The organism is Arthrobacter sp. LjRoot14, assembly GCF_964253905.1.
GTDB lineage: Bacteria > Actinomycetota > Actinomycetes > Actinomycetales > Micrococcaceae > Arthrobacter.
Genome location: NZ_CAXURL020000001.1, coordinates 3,102,194 through 3,118,691, shown reverse-complemented (window position 1 = coordinate 3,118,691; position 16,498 = coordinate 3,102,194). Strand labels below are relative to the sequence as shown.

Below are 16,498 nucleotides of genomic sequence, written 5' to 3'. Positions count from 1 at the left end.
CGTTTGTCGATGTCGTCTGGGTCCAGCGTGGAGGATCAGTCCGTTTTGCTCGGAGCCCGTGAAGGGTACTTCGGAGACTACTACGAGCACCTAGCGGAGGAGGACTCCCGGGCTTACTCACCGGATGTCCTTGCCGCCCGCGCCGAAACCCACCGCGAGGTGGCTGCTGTCCGCGTCCCGGGCACGGCCAACGTCCGGATTGTGGACGAACCCGATTGCAGCGTCGTGTACATCGTCACGGACGATATGCCGTTCCTGGTGGACTCCGTAAACGCCGAGCTCGTTCGCCAGAACTCGGCCATTCATCTCGTCCTCCACCCGCTTTTTGTTGTGACGCGTAACCGGGAAACCGCTCGGCTCACAAAAGTGGACAGGGTCCCGTCCAGCATCGGCATTTCCAGTGGCGACACTGCAGCCATGCCGAGCTTGTCGCACCTTATTGCCCAGGGCGACAACGCCTCGCATATGGAGTCGTGGATCGCTGTCGAAATCGGACCTGCCAGCGAGGAAGCGCATGCGCGGCTCATCGAAGGCATCGAACGAGTCCTCGGGGACGTCCGGGCAGCTGTTGAAGACTGGCCGAAGATGCGCAACAAGGCGCTTCAGATCGCCCAGGACCTGGACAACGTGGCCAACCCCTCGCAGATCGAGGAACTGCGCCAGGCCCAGGACCTCCTTCGGTGGCTCGACGACGGCAACTTCACCTTCCTTGGCTACCGCGAATATGACCTCGTCAACGAGTCCGGCGAGGACGTGCTGGAACTGCGGGAGGAGAGCGGCCTCGGGCTGCTGCGCAGCGGAGCCGACGGACACCACGTCCAGCACCTCACGGTTGCTGGCCGCAGGAAGGCGCGCGAAAAGCGCGCCCTGGTCATTACCAAAGCCAATTCCCGGTCCACAGTGCACCGCCCGGCATATCTCGACTACATCGGCGTCAAGAGCTTTGACGCGGCCGGAAACGTAAACGGCGAGCAGCGGTTCATCGGCCTCTTCGCCACCAGCGCCTACGCTGGTTCCGTCAGGAACATTCCGATTGTTCGCGAGAAGGTTGAAGCTGTCCTTCGCGATGCGGGGTTCCCGCCGCACTCGCACTCCGGCAAAGACTTGCTGGGCATTCTTGAAACGTACCCCCGCGACGAGCTGTTCCAGATCGAGATTTCGGACCTTGCCGCGACGGCAACCGGGATCCAGCGGCTTCAGGAACGGCGGCGCACCCGGCTGTTCCTGAGGCCTGATATCTACGGTCGGTTCATGTCCGCACTCGTGTATCTTCCCCGCGACCGCTACACGACCAACGTCCGCCTCCGCATTGAGCAGGAACTCCGCGAGACCTTCCACGCAGTCTCCATTGACTACGAGGCAAGGATGACCGAGTCCGCGTTGGCCAGGTTGTTCTTCCGTATCCGGTTGCCCAAGGACGCCGACGTCAGCGACGTCAATGTTGAAGAGCTTGAGAAGAGGCTCGTCCGGGCTGCTCGTTCGTGGAGTGAGGGCATCACCGAAGTGCTGCGTGCCAGCGCCACCGACGACGACAACAAAGGGCTTGCCTCGGCCTGGGCTGAGGCCTTCCCCGCCAGCTACCGCGTGGACTACGAGGTTGAGGACGCCCTGACGGACATCGCGCGGTTCGAGAAATACGGGTCGGCTGCCGAGCTGGCTGAAAAGGGCACTCAGGAGCGGCCGGGGGTCCACGTGTACCTGCCGGAGGGGGCCGGAGCCACGCTCGAAGAGGACGCCCGGGTCAAGCTCTACATGCTTGAGCCGAAGAGCCTTAGCCAGATTCTGCCGTACTTCCATAATCTTGGTCTTGAAGTGCTCGATGAACGGCCTTTCGAGATCGAGACGGCGGACAAGCGGGACTTCTTCCTGTACGACCTCGGTCTCAAATACCCCGCCGGGGTGGCCCCCCTCGCGACCGGCCAGTTGTTGGCGGACGCTTTCGGCGCCGCTGTTTCCGGTGATGTCGAGTCGGACAGTTTCGACCGGCTGGTCCTGCGCGAAGGCATGCACTGGCGCCAGATTGTGGTCCTCCGCGCCTATGCGAAATACATGCGCCAGATGGGCAACACGAATTCGTTCGGATTCATTGCCGACACGCTGCTGGCCAATCCCGACGTGACACGTTCCCTGAGCGCCCTGTTCGCGGCGCGCTTTGACCCCGCCGTCGAGGACGATGTCCGGGCTGAGCGCCAGGCGACCGTCCGCGCGGAACTTGCAGCCGCCATCGAACAGGTCGCCACGTTGGACGCAGACCGTGTGCTCCGGACGTTTGCGAACCTCATCGAGGCAACACTCCGTACGAACTTCTACCAGCAGAAGCCGTACCTGAGCTTCAAACTGAATCCGGCCGCGATCGACGGCCTGGCCTTCCCGCGCCCGATGTACGAAATCTGGGTGTACTCGCCCAGGGTGGAGGGCGTGCACCTGCGCTTTGGCAAGGTGGCCCGCGGCGGGCTGCGCTGGTCTGACCGGCGCGAGGACTTCCGCACCGAAATCCTTGGCCTTGTTAAGGCACAGACCGTCAAGAATGCCGTCATCGTGCCCACCGGCGCCAAGGGCGGATTCTTCGCCAAGCAGCTCCCGGACCCTGCCGTCGACCGGACGGCATGGATGGCGGAGGGCGTGGAAAGCTACAAGACGTTCATCCGTGGTCTTCTGGACCTTACGGACAACCTGATCACGACTCCGGACGGCGAAGCGGTGGTTCCTCCGGCCGACGTCGTCCGCCACGACGACAACGACAACTACCTTGTCGTCGCTGCCGACAAGGGAACCGCAACGTTTTCGGACATCGCCAACGGGCTCTCGGCAGAGTACAGCTTCTGGCTTGGCGATGCATTCGCTTCCGGGGGCTCCGTGGGCTACGACCACAAAGCCATGGGTATCACGGCGCGCGGCGCGTGGGAATCGGTCAAGCGCCACTTCAGCGAACTGGACCTGGACACCCAGTCTGAGCCGTTCACAGTGGTGGGCGTCGGCGATATGTCCGGGGATGTCTTTGGCAATGGAATGCTGCTTTCGCAGCACATCCGGCTGTTGGCGGCATTCGACCACCGCCACATCTTCCTGGATCCGAATCCCGATGAGGCGACGTCCTATGCAGAGCGGCAGAGGCTCTTCGATCTGCCCCGGTCCTCCTGGGACGATTACGACAAATCCCTCATCAGCGAAGGCGGCGGCGTCTTCGGACGGCAGGCAAAGTCCATTCCGGTCTCCGATCAGGTGCGCGTTGCCCTCGGACTGCCTGACGGCACCGCCGAACTGAGCCCGCCGGAACTCCTTCGAGCCATTCTCCTGGCGCCAGCGGACCTGCTGTACAACGGCGGCATCGGAACATATGTCAAGGCAAGCACCGAAACGCATGCCGAGGTGGGTGACAAAGCGAACGACGCCATCCGCGTCGACGGCCGCGACCTCCGCGTCAAAGTGGTCGGAGAAGGCGGAAACCTGGGCATGACCCAGCGCGGACGTATTGAAGCAGCGCTTCAGGGAGTCATCCTGAATACCGACGCCATCGACAACTCGGCCGGCGTCGACTGCTCGGACCACGAGGTCAACATCAAGATCTTTGTTGACCGCATGGTTGCCGCAGGCAAGCTCGAGGCCGCGGAGCGGGCGGACTTCCTGGCATCGATGACGGATGAAGTCGGGCGGCTCGTCCTGGAAGACAACATCGACCAGAACATCCTGCTCCTCAACGACCGCATCCGTGTTGCGGAGTGGAGCCCCAGCTATGAGCGCCTCATGGACTGGCTGGAGAAATCCGCCGACCTCAAACGGGAGCTTGAAGCCCTGCCGACGACGGCGACGCTTCGTGAACGACTGGAACAGGGGCAGGGACTGACCTCACCCGAGCTTTCGGTGCTGGCGGCCTACGCGAAGATCGAACTCGCCACGGCGCTGCGTGAGAGCGATCTCGCGGACGATCCCTGGTTCAGGCAGACCCTGCGCGAGTACTTCCCCAAGCAGCTTCGGGAGAGGTTCGACGCCGAGCTCGACACCCATCCGCTGCGGCGGGAGATCATCGCCACTGTCGTGGCCAACGACATGATCAACCTCGGCGGCATTACGTTTGCGTTCCGCACCTTTGAGGAAACCTCCGCCAACGAAGCGGCCGTGGCCAAAGCATTCGTCGCCCTCCGCGAGATCTACGAGCTGGACGTCATGGTGGGAGAGCTCAACGAACTGCCGGCCTCCTTCCCGACTGAGCACTGGAGCACCGTCCACCTGGACATTCGGCGGCTTCTGGACCGCGCGGTCCGGTGGGTGCTGGGCCAGGGCAGCGCCTCCCGGCCGATTTCGGAAATCGTGGACGAATTCAAGCCGCTGATGGATCCGATGCGTGCCCGTCTCCTCGATTACCTGCGTGGTGAAGACCGTGCACGCGTCGCCGCATGGCTGGAAAAAGCCCGAAGCTGGGAACTTCCGGAGGATCTTGCCCACCGCTGGGCCGAGCTGTTCGAAAGCTTCGTACTGCTCGACATCGCCAAAATTGCCCACATCAGTCCGGAGCCGGTGGAGGACATTGCACACGTGTACTACACGGTGTTTGACCGCTTCCATGTGGACTCCCTCCTGGAACGGATCACCAAGCTTCCGAGGCGGGACCGCTGGCAGGCACTTGCCCGCGCTGCCTTGCGCGACGACCTTTACTCCACGATTTCGGACATTACGACGTCGGTCCTTGAGTCCACCTCTGCCGGAGCCCCCGCGGAGGACCGGGTTCTGGACTGGGAAGGCCTGAATGCCGAGCAGCTCAACCGTGCCAGGAGCATGTTTGACGAGGTCAACTCACTCGAAGCGGACGATATGGCGTCACTGTCGGTAGCATTGAGGCTCTTGAGGTCAATCGTCCGACGCTAGGGACCCGTTCCAAGCGTCGAATCTGGAGGTGTAGTGGCAATCTTTACGGACCCCATCAGGGAACATGCTGATTTTGGGCCGGGGGATGCCGAGTGGCTGCACCTCCTGGTGGGCGACTGGCAGATGGTCGCCGACCTCGCCTTCGCTGACCTTGCATTGTGGTTTCCGCATCCTGAGTTTGGCTACGTGGCTCTGGCCCACGTCCGCCCCTCCACCACGCATACGGTGTTCCACACCGACTTCGTGGGGGAGGGGATCAGGTCGGATCTGCAGCCCCTGGTTGACAAGGCCTGGAGCAGCCGGACCATTGAGCGGTCCAGCGAAACCAACTGGAGCAGCGACATGGCCCTCCGGGTCGAAGCAGTTCCCATGGTCAGAAACGGCCGGACGCTGGCTGTGGTGACCACACACATGGACTTGTCCAGTTCACGGATGCCGTCAAGGCTCGAATTGACGTACCGGCAGTGCGCCTACGACCTGCTGCGGATGGGTACCCTTGGCCTGTGGCCCGACTTTGCTTCGCCGACCGGGTCCCGCCGCGGCGCCCCGCGGGTGGGCGACGGTCTGATCCGGCTCGACGCCGACGGAATTGTGCAGTATGCCAGCCCCAACGGGGTATCGGCATTCCGGCGCCTTGGTGACGGTGAATCCCTCGAAGGCAGGTCCCTGGCAGAAGTCACAGCAGGACTGCTGCGGGACCGTCGCATGGTGGACGAAACCCTGCCGCTCGTCGTGACCGGCAGGATGCCGTGGCGCAGCGAAATCGAATCCCGAGGAGTCAGCTTGTCACTTCGGGCCATCCCGTTGCGGGATGAGCAGCAGCGGTTCGGGGCTCTGGTGCTCTGCCGTGACGTTTCTGAACTTCGGCGCCGGGAAATGGAACTCGTAACCAAGGACGCCACCATCCGCGAGATCCATCACCGGGTGAAAAACAACCTGCAGACCGTGGCGGCGCTGTTGCGGATGCAGTCGCGAAGGATGGTCAGCGATGAGGCCAAGCAGGGCCTGGAGCAGGCCATGCGACGAGTCGCAACGATTGCCCTTGTCCACGAGACGCTTTCCCAGGGGCTGACGCAGAGCGTCGACTTCGATGAGCTGATTGGCCGCCAGTTCCGTCTTTCGGCCGAAGTCGCGTCACCCTCACAGCAGGTCAAGACGGCGAGATCCGGGCTGTTTGGTGAGCTCCCCAGTGATTTCGCCACCCCGCTGGCCTTGGTAATCAACGAGCTGGTGACGAACGCCGTCGAACATGGCTTGGAGGGAAGGACCGGAACTGTCTGGCTCCTGGCCGACCGGTCGGAAGGTGATGACGGAGACGAGTTCCTGACAGTCACTGTTGCCGATGACGGAGTCGGCCTGCCGGACACGCCCCACGTCGAGGGTCTGGGATTGCAGATCGTCCGGACCCTTGTCACGAGCGAGCTCGGCGGGAGTATCCAGTGGAAACCCCGTGAGGGCGGGGGCACTGCCGTGCAGATCGTACTGAACCTGCAGAACCGATGAGGCAGGACCCTTAAAAGGCAGAGGCCGCGGACTGTGAAGTCCGCGGCCTCTGCCTTTGGCCCGAAGGCCGGAATATCCGTGGTCAGGAAGCCCGACGGGCGCGTGCAGCACGGCGCTTGAGGGCCCGGCGCTCGTCTTCGCTCATTCCGCCCCAGACTCCGGCGTCCTGTCCCGATTCGAGGGCCCACTGGAGGCAGGTGTCCACCACCGGGCAGCGGCGGCACACACTTTTCGCTTCCTCGATCTGGAGGAGAGCCGGCCCGGTGTTTCCTACTGGGAAGAACAGCTCCGGGTCCTTGTCGAGGCACGCTGCGCGGTTACGCCAATCCATGCTGATCAGTCACTCCATTCCTGGGAACTCGTTGGAAGCATCTTGTGAAAATATTCACTAGAGGCTACATAAGAAAGGGACCCTGCCGGGTCCCCTTGGTCATCTGAATTAAGCGTGTCATGTTAACGCTGTGTAAACAAGGGGTAATCGTCTAAGAAGTGCCTCTTAAGCGTGAGCGATACGTCACATAGGTCGCCAGCGCCCTCCCCGCTAACCGACTATGTCCGGTATGGTGCCAGTGTGTCAAGACCCCCAGAGAACCACGCCGGCCCCAGTTCCGCCTCCCCGGGAGCCCGGGCTGCGCGGCCCCCGGCGGTCACCGTGCTATCCCTGATCGTGGCCGTGGAAGCCACGGCTCTCCTTGTGGCAGCGGGCTGGTATGCCATTCAGCTTGTCACGGGAGCGCCGGTGCTTTCGTTTTGGGGAGCTGTGTTCACCCTGGCGCTCCTGCTGTCCTTTGCCGCCTGGCTCTACGCTGTTGCGTACTTCCTCTTCCGGGGATTCCGCTGGCCCAGGGCAGGGGCCCTGGTGGCCCAGTTGTTTGTCTTGACGATAGGATTTCCGACGCTTAGCGGCGGCTACATTGCCGCGGGAATCGCCATGGTCGTCCCCGCGGTCAGCGCAGTGGTGCTGTTGTTCAACAAGAGAGTGATCAGTTTTGCTTCGCGGGCCGGCGGGGCACCTCCCGCTCTGTGACCTGCGCGTGCGGACCGGGTCCGGCTGCCAGCTGCACGGGAGTGGTCCGGCCCTCGGCAATCAGGACCGCCCGCCCGGGCGGCGGGTTGGCTTCCACCTCGAAGCGGATGCCGAAGAACTCGCCGTCCATGATGTTCCTCGGCCCGATAAGGATTCCAGTACCCTGCCCGCGGGCGTGTGCAGCCAGCGGCACCCGCTGGCTGAGTGTCGGGCTGAACCCCGCCGTCAGTATTATCGAGAACCCCAACCCGTGCAGGGCTGCCAGGTGCCGGCTCGCTTCCGGTGTCTGCATATCGGCATCATCCACGAGCAATATTGAGTCGTTGGTGAGACCGCCGGAATCAGCGCCAGCCAGAACGCCCGCCCAATAGTTGGCTGCAATATCCTGGGGGCCGGGAAAGAACCATCCGGCAGCATCAGTATTCAAGTGCGGAATGGCTGCAAGAAGGGAACTCTTGCCGGAAGATGGGCCTCCCAGAACCGGCAAGACGCTTCCCGGTGTCAGGGGGACAACCGCCGGGACAAGTTCGTCACCGGTGATGCCGATGACTATTCTGCGGTTCTTGTGTATGCCTCCGGCACCGGCCTCCCTGCTTGCAGGTAACGCCGCGACGGCAGTGACACGCGCCAGGACATCGGACACGCTCAGACGCGTGGGCAGCGCTTCGACTCTGAAAGGCCTGACGGCTGGTTCCTTAACCGTGGCCGTGGTTGTCATTCCCGCAGGGGGCGCGGCATAAAGCTGGGCTGCCGATCCCTGGCTGCCCGTGAACGCACCGAATACGACTGCCCGTCCGCGGACCGCTGAGACGTCCGGCAGCCGCGGCCAGGCAAGTCGGGCCTCCTCAGTGGAGCCGGTGGGAAAGAAGGCCCGGTTGGGGACGGACGCGAAGTATCGGGACGTTACTACCTCCCGGTCTCCGGCAAGGAGCACCGTCACGCCAACCTTGGCACCGTCCCGGATGATGTCCTGAACCAGGTCTTCCGCCCAGGCCAGTGGCCCGGCCCGAAGCGATGAGACCCACGAACCCCAGCCCGCAAGCACCAGCACAAGCGGCGGCCGCGCAGCCTCCTCCGCAGGGCGGCTAAGCCGCAGGGACAGTTCGAGTGCAACCCGTTCCAGAATCCTGACGGCCCGGCGAAGTTCGTGAAGCCCTGCCGCGGCGCCCACCCGCGGCAGGGAACGGACGGAGCTGAAGGAGTTTCCGGCGTCGAGCAGGTAGACGTGCGATTCCACGTCGTGTGCGATCAGCTGCTGCAGGGTCAGGTCCAGGGCTTCGTCCACCCCGCTGCCTGTTCCGCCGATGAGGGCCAGATGGCCGTGGCCGGACGGTTGCCATCCCAGCCAGGAAACCCGCTGCCGGCCGGGCTCGTCCAGTAGTCCGAGTTGTACGGACCAGCCGCAGGGATCGGAATTGTCTTCCGCGCCGGTGCCGGGAAGGGACACTATCGATGGCAACGGCATGGCCACGGGACGGCGGGGCGCGACGCCTCCCATGCTGTCCCAGAGTTGCACCAGCGATGTGACAAGAGGGCCGGCTGCCCGCGCCGGAGAGGGTGCCAGCGCAGGGGCTGCATACACGGCCGGGTCAGTTGCATACGCCCCGAGGGCCTCCACAGCGCCGCGGACCCGGACCGCGGAAGCACCCAACGCAGCTTCGGCACCGGCCAGGGAGGCCGTCTGAAACTCGACGGGATCCTCCATCCCGCGGGCGAAGTAGGCCCGTCCGGGGCTGGACAGGGGAATTCCGGCGGCGACCCTGGAATTGATGATGTCTACCGATTCCATTTCCGACTGGACGCGCAGCGCAATACTGGTGGTGACGTTCGCGCGGATGTCCGCCGTAAGCGCTCCCTGGGGTCGCTGCGTGGCCATGATCAGGTGGATGCCCAGCGACCGTCCGATCGCCGCGATTCTCATCAGTTCCTTCAGCGCTTCAGGGGCGTCTTCGACGAGCATTCGGAATTCGTCGATGATGAGGACCAGGTTGGGAAGCGGACCGGCCGGGTAGCCCGCGGACCTGTAGCCCGCCAGGTCCGGGGCCTGCGCAGCGGCAAGCATTTCCTCCCGGTACCGGATTTCCGCGCGGAGGGAGGTCAGCGCGCGTTCCAACTCGTGCCTGGTGAGGTCTGTGAGCATACCCACGCAGTGGGGAAGCCCCGTCAACGGACCCAGGCCCGAACCGCCTTTGAAGTCTATGAAGAGGAAACTGATCCGATCTGGCGGGTAGCTGAGTGCAAGTCCGGCCGCCAGGCTCCGGAGAAGTTCGGATTTCCCGGAACCCGTGGTGCCGGCCACCAGGAGATGCGGGCCGTCCGACTCAAGGTCCAGCATGCGGGGACCCTGTGCCGCCATCCCGATAGGAACGGATAGGCCCGGACTCCGATGCCCGGAAGCCCAACGAGCCGAGGTGTCCGCGGCGGAACCCGCAAGGACGTCGGCCAGGGAGCAGTTCTGCGGCACGGCCGGCCCGGAACTCGGACCGGCCTCAAACGACGGTGCCATGCTTCGGCAATATCGGTCGAAGAATCTTTCCGGGACGAAATCCGGGACGAAGTCCGTCGCGGAGTCCGCAACGCTTACCCGGGCCACGGGACCACCCAGTTCGATGAGACTGCCCGATGTGGCGGTACCGGCCTGTGTACAGTCAAGAACCTGCCAGCCTCGGCTGATCGCGGCGGCAGATATGCCTGGAAGTCCGGCGGGGCCGCCGGCGCCACCGGTCAGTATTAGTACGCCACGTTCATGGTCCCGGTCTATGCCTCGCTCCAGAAGGTGTGAAGTTGTCCTCAGGTTGGACGAAAGCGTTACCGGCGTCAGATAGCGGGCGGTCAGCGGGAGGGACGAGGGTGGCCCGTGCACCAGGATCCGGGTCCGCGCCGAAGACCGGCAACTTGTGAGCTGCATGATCACAAACCGGACCAGGCCGGCGACGTCCTGCTGCGGGCCACGGACAGACGTGAGGCCAGAAAGCTGAATGATGACGGGCATGAGCCCCGCAGTTGGCGCCTCGAAGTCCGGGTCGGCCGGATCCAGGCTGATGTTGGCCAATTGCTCTGCCAGTCCGAGCCGCAGCGCGACGTCGTCGGGAACCGTCGGTCCTTCTGGCGGACCGGAATGGTCGGTTTGCCCCCTGAGAACGAGTTCGGCAGCCGACGGCGCGGACCGTCGTCGTCGTTCCACGTCCTCTTCTACGGCGGCAGTGACCAATGACTTGAGCCGACGCCGCTGGCGGCGGCCGGCCATCACGGGAACGAGGACCGAGAACGCAGAAACCGCCGTAAACGCCAGAAACATCCACATCCCGGTGATGACTGCCAGACCCACGCCAATGAGTAGCGGCAGTGCCGCGGTGAGGAGGAGAACACCTCTGTTGCCCCCTTCCGGCCGATGCGGAATCTTCAGTGGCTCGGCCACGCTGGCTCCGGCCGACTCCCACTCCGGAAGCCGACATGCCGGCCCGGGACCGAACACTATGGACAGCGTCGAATTCCCGCAGCTGATGAGTGAGCACGTCGAAACCGAAGCCTGCGCCACCCGCTTTCCATCCACGAAGGTCCCGTTGACGCTATCCAAATCGGCGATGGTGACAGCCGTGTCCGTGACGTCCAACCTGGCGTGCTCGCGCGACAGGGCAGCATCCGGAAGGGCGATTTCCGTGCCGCTGCGGCCGATCCGGTACGTGCCGCGCCGCAGGGGCACCACTGTCCCTGCGGCCGGACCGCTGTGTACGGCGACCAGCAGCGTCGCGGACCTTCCGTCGCCGACCTCTGGAGGCCTTTCTCCGGCCCCGTCAACGATGACGGCCCCGTTGACCAACGGCGGGGCGCCCAGAATGAGGTCGGACAACGGAAGACCTGATACTGACAGTTGCCCCGTGCCGTAGTCCCGCTCCAGGGCTTGCTGCAGCACGAGGCCGGCACCCCCGGGCGGGGACTCAATAGTGAGTTCGATCGGGGGACCGGCGCTGCCGGCGTCGGGCCCCCGGACCAGGGTGCAGTGGAGCGTCATGGGCTGCTTTCCGTTGCGAACGAGTCGGTTTCTGCCCAAGCTACCGCCGGGCACCCCCGCGCGACATCGGCCGCTATGGCGTATGTGGATAAGCCCGCCCTGAGCCGGGGATTCACTAGTGGCGGCGTAGTCTCGGGTAGGCTAGAGCAGCAGCCAATGCACAACATTGGGCTGCCCGCATTCGAATCAGGAGATTTTGTGACCGCTGACCTCGTCATCGTAGGGTCGGGCTTTTTCGGCCTGACAATCGCAGAACAGGCCGCCACTGAGCTTGGCTTGAAGGTCGTTGTCCTCGACCGCCGCCACCACATCGGCGGCAATGCCTACAGCGAAAAGGAAGAGCAGACCGGCATCGAAGTGCACCGCTACGGTGCGCACCTGTTCCACACGTCCAATGAGCGTGTTTGGGAGTATGTCAACCGGTTTACGACGTTCACGAATTACGTGCACAAGGTCTATGGCGTCCACAAGGGCGAGGTGTACTCCCTGCCGATCAACCTGGCCACGATCAACCAGTTCTTCCGTGCCAACCTGACGCCGGGACAGGCCCAGGCCCTCATCCAGGAGCAGGCCGGCGAGCTCGCAGGCACTGATCCCCAGAACCTGAACGACAAAGGCATCCAGTTGATCGGCCGGCCGCTGTACGAGGCGTTCATCAAGCACTACACGGGCAAGCAGTGGCAGACGGACCCGAAGGACCTGCCCGCGGGGATCATCTCCCGCCTCCCGGTGCGCTACAACTACGACAACCGATACTTCAACGATAAGTACGAGGGGTTGCCCACCAACGGCTACACCGCGTGGATCGAGAAGATGGCCGAGCACCCGAACATCGAGGTCCGGCTCAACACCGACTTCTTCGACGAGTCGCACGAGTACAGCAAGAACAAGGTCGTGGGAAACATCCCGGTGATCTACACGGGTCCCGTGGACCGGTACTTCGACTTCTCGGAGGGCGACCTGTCCTGGCGGACCATCGACTTCGAAGAAGAAGTGCTCGACGTCGGCGATTTCCAGGGAACATCGGTGGTCAACTACAACGATGACGACGTCCCTTATACGCGCATCATCGAACCGCGCCACTTCCACCCGGAGCGCGAATACCAGACTGAAAAGACAGTCATCATGCGGGAGTTCTCGCGGGCCGCTGTGAAGGGCGACGAGCCGTACTACCCGATCAACACCGCCGCCGACCGCGAACGCCTGCTGAAGTACCGCGACCTCGCGGCTGCGGAGCAGGACGTTCTCTTTGGCGGACGGCTGGGTACGTACAAGTACCTCGATATGCACATGGCAATCGGCTCAGCACTGACCATGTTCGACAACCAGATCCGGCCGCATTTTGAGGGTGGCGCAAAGCTTGAAAGCGGAGGCGTAGACGCATGAGTGTCTCAACCGAAAGCCCGAAGGGCACCGACAGCCTGGAGTCCAGCGAACAGCAGTGGGACACGCTTCAGCGCGTAATCCTGCCGAGTTCCAGCCAGATGGACACGGTCCCGCTGTACATGGACATGGGAACGGCCACGGGTGTCCAGCTGCCCACAGTCGGCGACCGTGACGGCAAGGCCAGCAAGCCGCAAGCCTTCAGCAGTCCCACGAAGGAAGCCCATGTGGAGGACTTCCTGTCCCGCTTCTCAACGTCCGTGCGGTCCGGGGAACGGGTCTCCTTCGGCAGTTACTTCAACGCATTTCCCGCCAGCTACTGGCGGCGGTGGACCAACGTCGACAAGATCCGGCTCCATGTCCGCACCCAGGGTGCCGGGTCCGTCATCGTCTACAAGTCCAACGCCCGCGGATCACTCCAGCGTGTGGACACCCGCAGGGTTGAAGGAATCTCGGAGAACTTCTTCGATCTGTCCCTGGCGCCCTTCGGCGACGGCGGCTGGTACTGGTTCGACCTCGTCGCCGGCTCTGAACCCCTCGTCATGCTGGACGCGGAATGGCAGGGACCCGCAGCCGCTAGCCAGCCTGGTTCGGTGACGCTGCAGATCACGACGCTGAACAAGACCGACTTCTGCCTCAACAACCTGAGGCTCCTCGCTGAGAACGGCGAGGCGCTGGAGCACGTCAAGGAAATCCTGATCGTGGACCAGGGTTCCCAGAAGGTTGCGGACGCGGAAGGCTTCGAGGAGGTCCGTGACTCCCTGCAGGGCAAGCTGCGGATCATCAACCAGTCCAACCTTGGCGGCTCGGGCGGTTTTGCGCGAGGCATGTTCGAAGCCGTGGAAAACGGCAGCGATTACGTGCTGCTGATGGACGATGACATCGTCGTGGAACCGGAAAGCATCATCCGCCTGCTGACGTTTGCGGACCGCTGCAAGACGCCGACCATCGTCGGCGGACACATGTTCGACCTGTACAACCGGACTGTGCTTCATACTTTTGGCGAGACGGTGAACCCCTACCGGTTCCAGCCGTCGCTGCCGAGCGAAGAGATGATCCTCGGGCACGATTTCATGTCCTCAAACCTCCGCCAGACGTCCTGGCTGCACCGCCGCTGCGATGTGGACTACAACGGGTGGTGGATGTGCCTCATTCCCACGAAGGTAATCCGCGAAATCGGGCTTTCGCTCCCGCTGTTCATCAAGTGGGACGACTCCGAATACGGTCTTCGGGCAAAAGCGCACGGTTTCCCGACGGTCTCGCTGCCCGGCTCCGCAGTCTGGCACGTGTCCTGGATCGACAAGGACGACCTTGTGGGCTGGCAGGCATACTTCCATGCACGCAACCGTGTCATTGCGGCCCTGCTGCACAGCCCCTATGAACACGGCGGACGCGTGGTCCGGGAATCCCAGTACATCGACGTCAAGCACCTGGTATCGATGCAGTACGCCACGGCGCACGGCCGAGGCTGGGCGCTCGAAGACATTCTGAAGGGCCCGGAGGCCCTGCGGGAGCTGCTCCCGTCCAAGCTGCCGCAGATCCGGGAAATGATGTCCGGTTACTCGGACTCTGTCGTGCGCCCGGACCCGGATGACTTCCCTGCACCGAAGATGGACAAGCCCCCGCGCCGGGGTCACGGAATCTCGCAGCCGTCCAAGGTATCGCTGCTGCCGTGGGCCGCCAAGACGGTCATCCGGCAGCTTGCCGCTCCGGTGAGCGGTTCAAGCGCAGAGCGGCCGCAGGCCACCGTGGCCCACCAGGACAACCGCTGGTGGCGGATGGCTCAGTACGACAGCGCAATAGTGTCCAACGCAGAAGGAACGGGTGCCTCGTGGTACCGGCGGGATCCGAAACAGCTTCGGACGATGCTGGCTGAAAGCGCGCGCCTTCACTCCCAACTCCTGCAGAACTGGCCGGCACTCAGCAAGAAGTACAAGGCCGCAATGAACGACCTCACGTCGATTGAGTCCTGGAGGAAGACGTTCGAGCAGCACACTCAGAACGAGATCAAGTGAGCGCAACCAGTCCAGGAGAACTAACCACGCCCGGACTGGGCGGCGGCCTGCGGGACCTTCGCCAGTCGAGCTTCCTGCTGAAACTCCTGGTACGGAAGGAACTCAAAGTCCGCTACCGCGGTTCCGTTCTTGGACTTCTCTGGTCCTATGTGAAGCCGGGTGTGCAGTTCATAGTTTTCTATGTGGCCCTGGGTGTTTTCCTCGGACTGGAACGCAGTCCGAGGAACCCCGAGGGACTATCCAATTACGCCGTGTACCTGTTTTCGGGCATTGTCCTGATTAACTTCTTCTCGGAGGCGTTGGGTAACGCGGCCCGGTCGATAGTCAACAACGGGAACCTGATCAAGAAGATCTACCTTCCCCGCGAGCTGTTCCCCGTGGCGTCGGTGTGGGTGTCCGGCGTCCACTTTTTCCCGCAACTCGTGGTGCTGGTGGTTGGCTGCCTCTTCGCGGGGTGGCACCCGGACGTGTTTCAGCTCCTTGCCGCCGTCGCAGGCTTTGTGATTGTCGGCCTGCTGGCTACGGGTCTGGGGCTGTTATTCGGCGCCGCCAATGTGTATTTCCGCGACTCGGAGAACCTCGTGGACATGCTGCTGATGGTGGCCACCTGGGCTTCACCGGTGATGTACGCGTGGACCATGGTGCAGGAGAAGCTCGGCGCCGCGGCTTTCGCTGTTTACCAGGCCAACCCGGTGACAATTGGCGTGGAACTCTTCCACTATGCCTTCTGGTTCCCGACGACGGACGGCTCCGCGGCCGTGCCCCCGAATCTCTTCAGCCTTTGGACGCCGGTGGGACTGGGCATCGCCCTGTTGGTCCTGGTCCTGGGCCAATTCACCTTTCGGCGGCTCGAGGGCCGCTTCGCGCAGGAGCTGTGAGTGGTCAACGCAATCGAAGTCTCTGACATCAGCAAGCAGTTCGTGCTGCGGCACACGCGGTCCATCAAGGAAGCGGTCGTCTGGCTCGCCAAGGGACGGAAGGGTGACCTGTCGGAGAAGTTCCATGCATTGAAGAACGTCTCGCTGGAGGTAAAGACCGGCGAGACCGTCGCCCTCCTGGGACTGAACGGCTCAGGCAAATCCACTCTGCTGAAACACATTTCCGGGGTTATGCTTCCGGACTCCGGTACGGTACGGACCCGGGGCCGCGTAGCCGGCCTCATCGAAGTGGGTGCGGGATTTCACCCCGATCTTTCCGGCCGTGACAACGTCTACTTGAACGGCGCCATCCTGGGGATGACCGAGCAGCAGGTCAACGACCGCTTCGACGACATCGTTGAGTTTTCGGAGATCGGCCAGTTCATTGACACCGAGGTTAAGTTCTATTCCTCGGGCATGTATCTGAGGCTGGCATTCTCCGTTGCGGTCCACACGGACCCTGAAGTGTTCCTCATCGACGAGATCCTTGCCGTGGGGGACGAGCCTTTTCAGCGGAAATGCATTGACAAGATCCAGGAACTTGCACGTAACGGAAAGACACTCGTGGTGGTCAGCCACGACCTGGACCTCGTGTCCCGTATCTGCGCCCGTGGAATCCTGCTGGAGCACGGCAACGTGAAGTTCGACGGTTCAATTCACGACGCCGTGGCGCTGCTGCGCGCGTAGGCAAGGGGCCGGCGGCGCCGTCGCCTGAGCAGTATCGGTAATTCATCCGTCCCTGACGGAGCGTCCAGCAACGGAGCGGACAACTATCGCT

At 63.2% G+C, this 16,498-nt stretch carries 9 protein-coding genes; 7 read left to right on the top strand and 2 right to left on the bottom strand.

The genetic code is table 11. The features are described from left to right. Positions 1-9 precede the first annotated feature (9 nt). Together ACSQ12_RS14040 and ACSQ12_RS14035 are read left to right on the top strand one after the other, a co-directional pair. Positions 10-4,863 carry an NAD-glutamate dehydrogenase gene (locus ACSQ12_RS14040; protein ID WP_436067004.1) on the top strand — a complete coding sequence of 1,618 codons (4,854 nt, stop codon included), beginning with the start codon at positions 10-12 and terminating at the stop codon, positions 4,861-4,863. Between the two features lie 33 nt (positions 4,864-4,896). Then, positions 4,897-6,366: a sensor histidine kinase gene (locus tag ACSQ12_RS14035; protein WP_209743509.1), complete on the top strand. Its 1,470-nt coding sequence runs from the start codon at positions 4,897-4,899 to the stop codon at positions 6,364-6,366. 82 nt (positions 6,367-6,448) lie between these two features. Here the strand turns inward: ACSQ12_RS14035 and ACSQ12_RS14030 are convergent, their stop codons facing one another. Then, positions 6,449-6,697, bottom strand: coding sequence for a WhiB family transcriptional regulator (locus ACSQ12_RS14030; RefSeq protein ID WP_003804966.1), 249 nt, complete (start codon positions 6,695-6,697; stop codon positions 6,449-6,451). A gap of 240 nt (positions 6,698-6,937) precedes the next feature. Here ACSQ12_RS14030 and ACSQ12_RS14025 point away from each other — a divergent pair, with 240 nt between their 5' ends. Further along, complete coding sequence (locus tag ACSQ12_RS14025) at positions 6,938-7,393, top strand: hypothetical protein (protein ID WP_436065786.1); 456 nt, start codon at positions 6,938-6,940, stop codon at positions 7,391-7,393. Here ACSQ12_RS14025 and ACSQ12_RS14020 read toward each other — a convergent pair. Continuing rightward, positions 7,350-11,405 (bottom strand): FtsK/SpoIIIE domain-containing protein, encoded by a 4,056-nt coding sequence (locus tag ACSQ12_RS14020; protein WP_436065785.1) that lies wholly within the window; start codon positions 11,403-11,405, stop codon positions 7,350-7,352. The genes ACSQ12_RS14025 and ACSQ12_RS14020 overlap by 44 nt on opposite strands. Before the next feature lie 198 nt (positions 11,406-11,603). Here ACSQ12_RS14020 and glf point away from each other — a divergent pair, with 198 nt between their 5' ends. From glf to ACSQ12_RS14000, 4 genes are read left to right on the top strand one after another with little or no spacing between them, the layout of a single operon-like run. After that, positions 11,604-12,791 (top strand): UDP-galactopyranose mutase, encoded by a 1,188-nt coding sequence (gene glf, locus ACSQ12_RS14015; RefSeq protein WP_209743513.1) that lies wholly within the window; start codon positions 11,604-11,606, stop codon positions 12,789-12,791. Then, positions 12,788-14,803 (top strand): glycosyltransferase, encoded by a 2,016-nt coding sequence (locus tag ACSQ12_RS14010; RefSeq protein WP_436065784.1) that lies wholly within the window; start codon positions 12,788-12,790, stop codon positions 14,801-14,803. The genes glf and ACSQ12_RS14010 overlap by 4 nt, the downstream gene beginning before the upstream one ends. Then, a complete protein-coding gene (locus tag ACSQ12_RS14005; protein ID WP_011692533.1) occupies positions 14,800-15,681 on the top strand; it encodes an ABC transporter permease in 882 nt (293 codons plus the stop codon). The genes ACSQ12_RS14010 and ACSQ12_RS14005 overlap by 4 nt, the downstream gene beginning before the upstream one ends. Continuing rightward, complete coding sequence (locus ACSQ12_RS14000) at positions 15,682-16,407, top strand: ABC transporter ATP-binding protein (RefSeq protein ID WP_436065783.1); 726 nt, start codon at positions 15,682-15,684, stop codon at positions 16,405-16,407. The last annotated feature ends 91 nt before the right edge of the window (positions 16,408-16,498 follow it).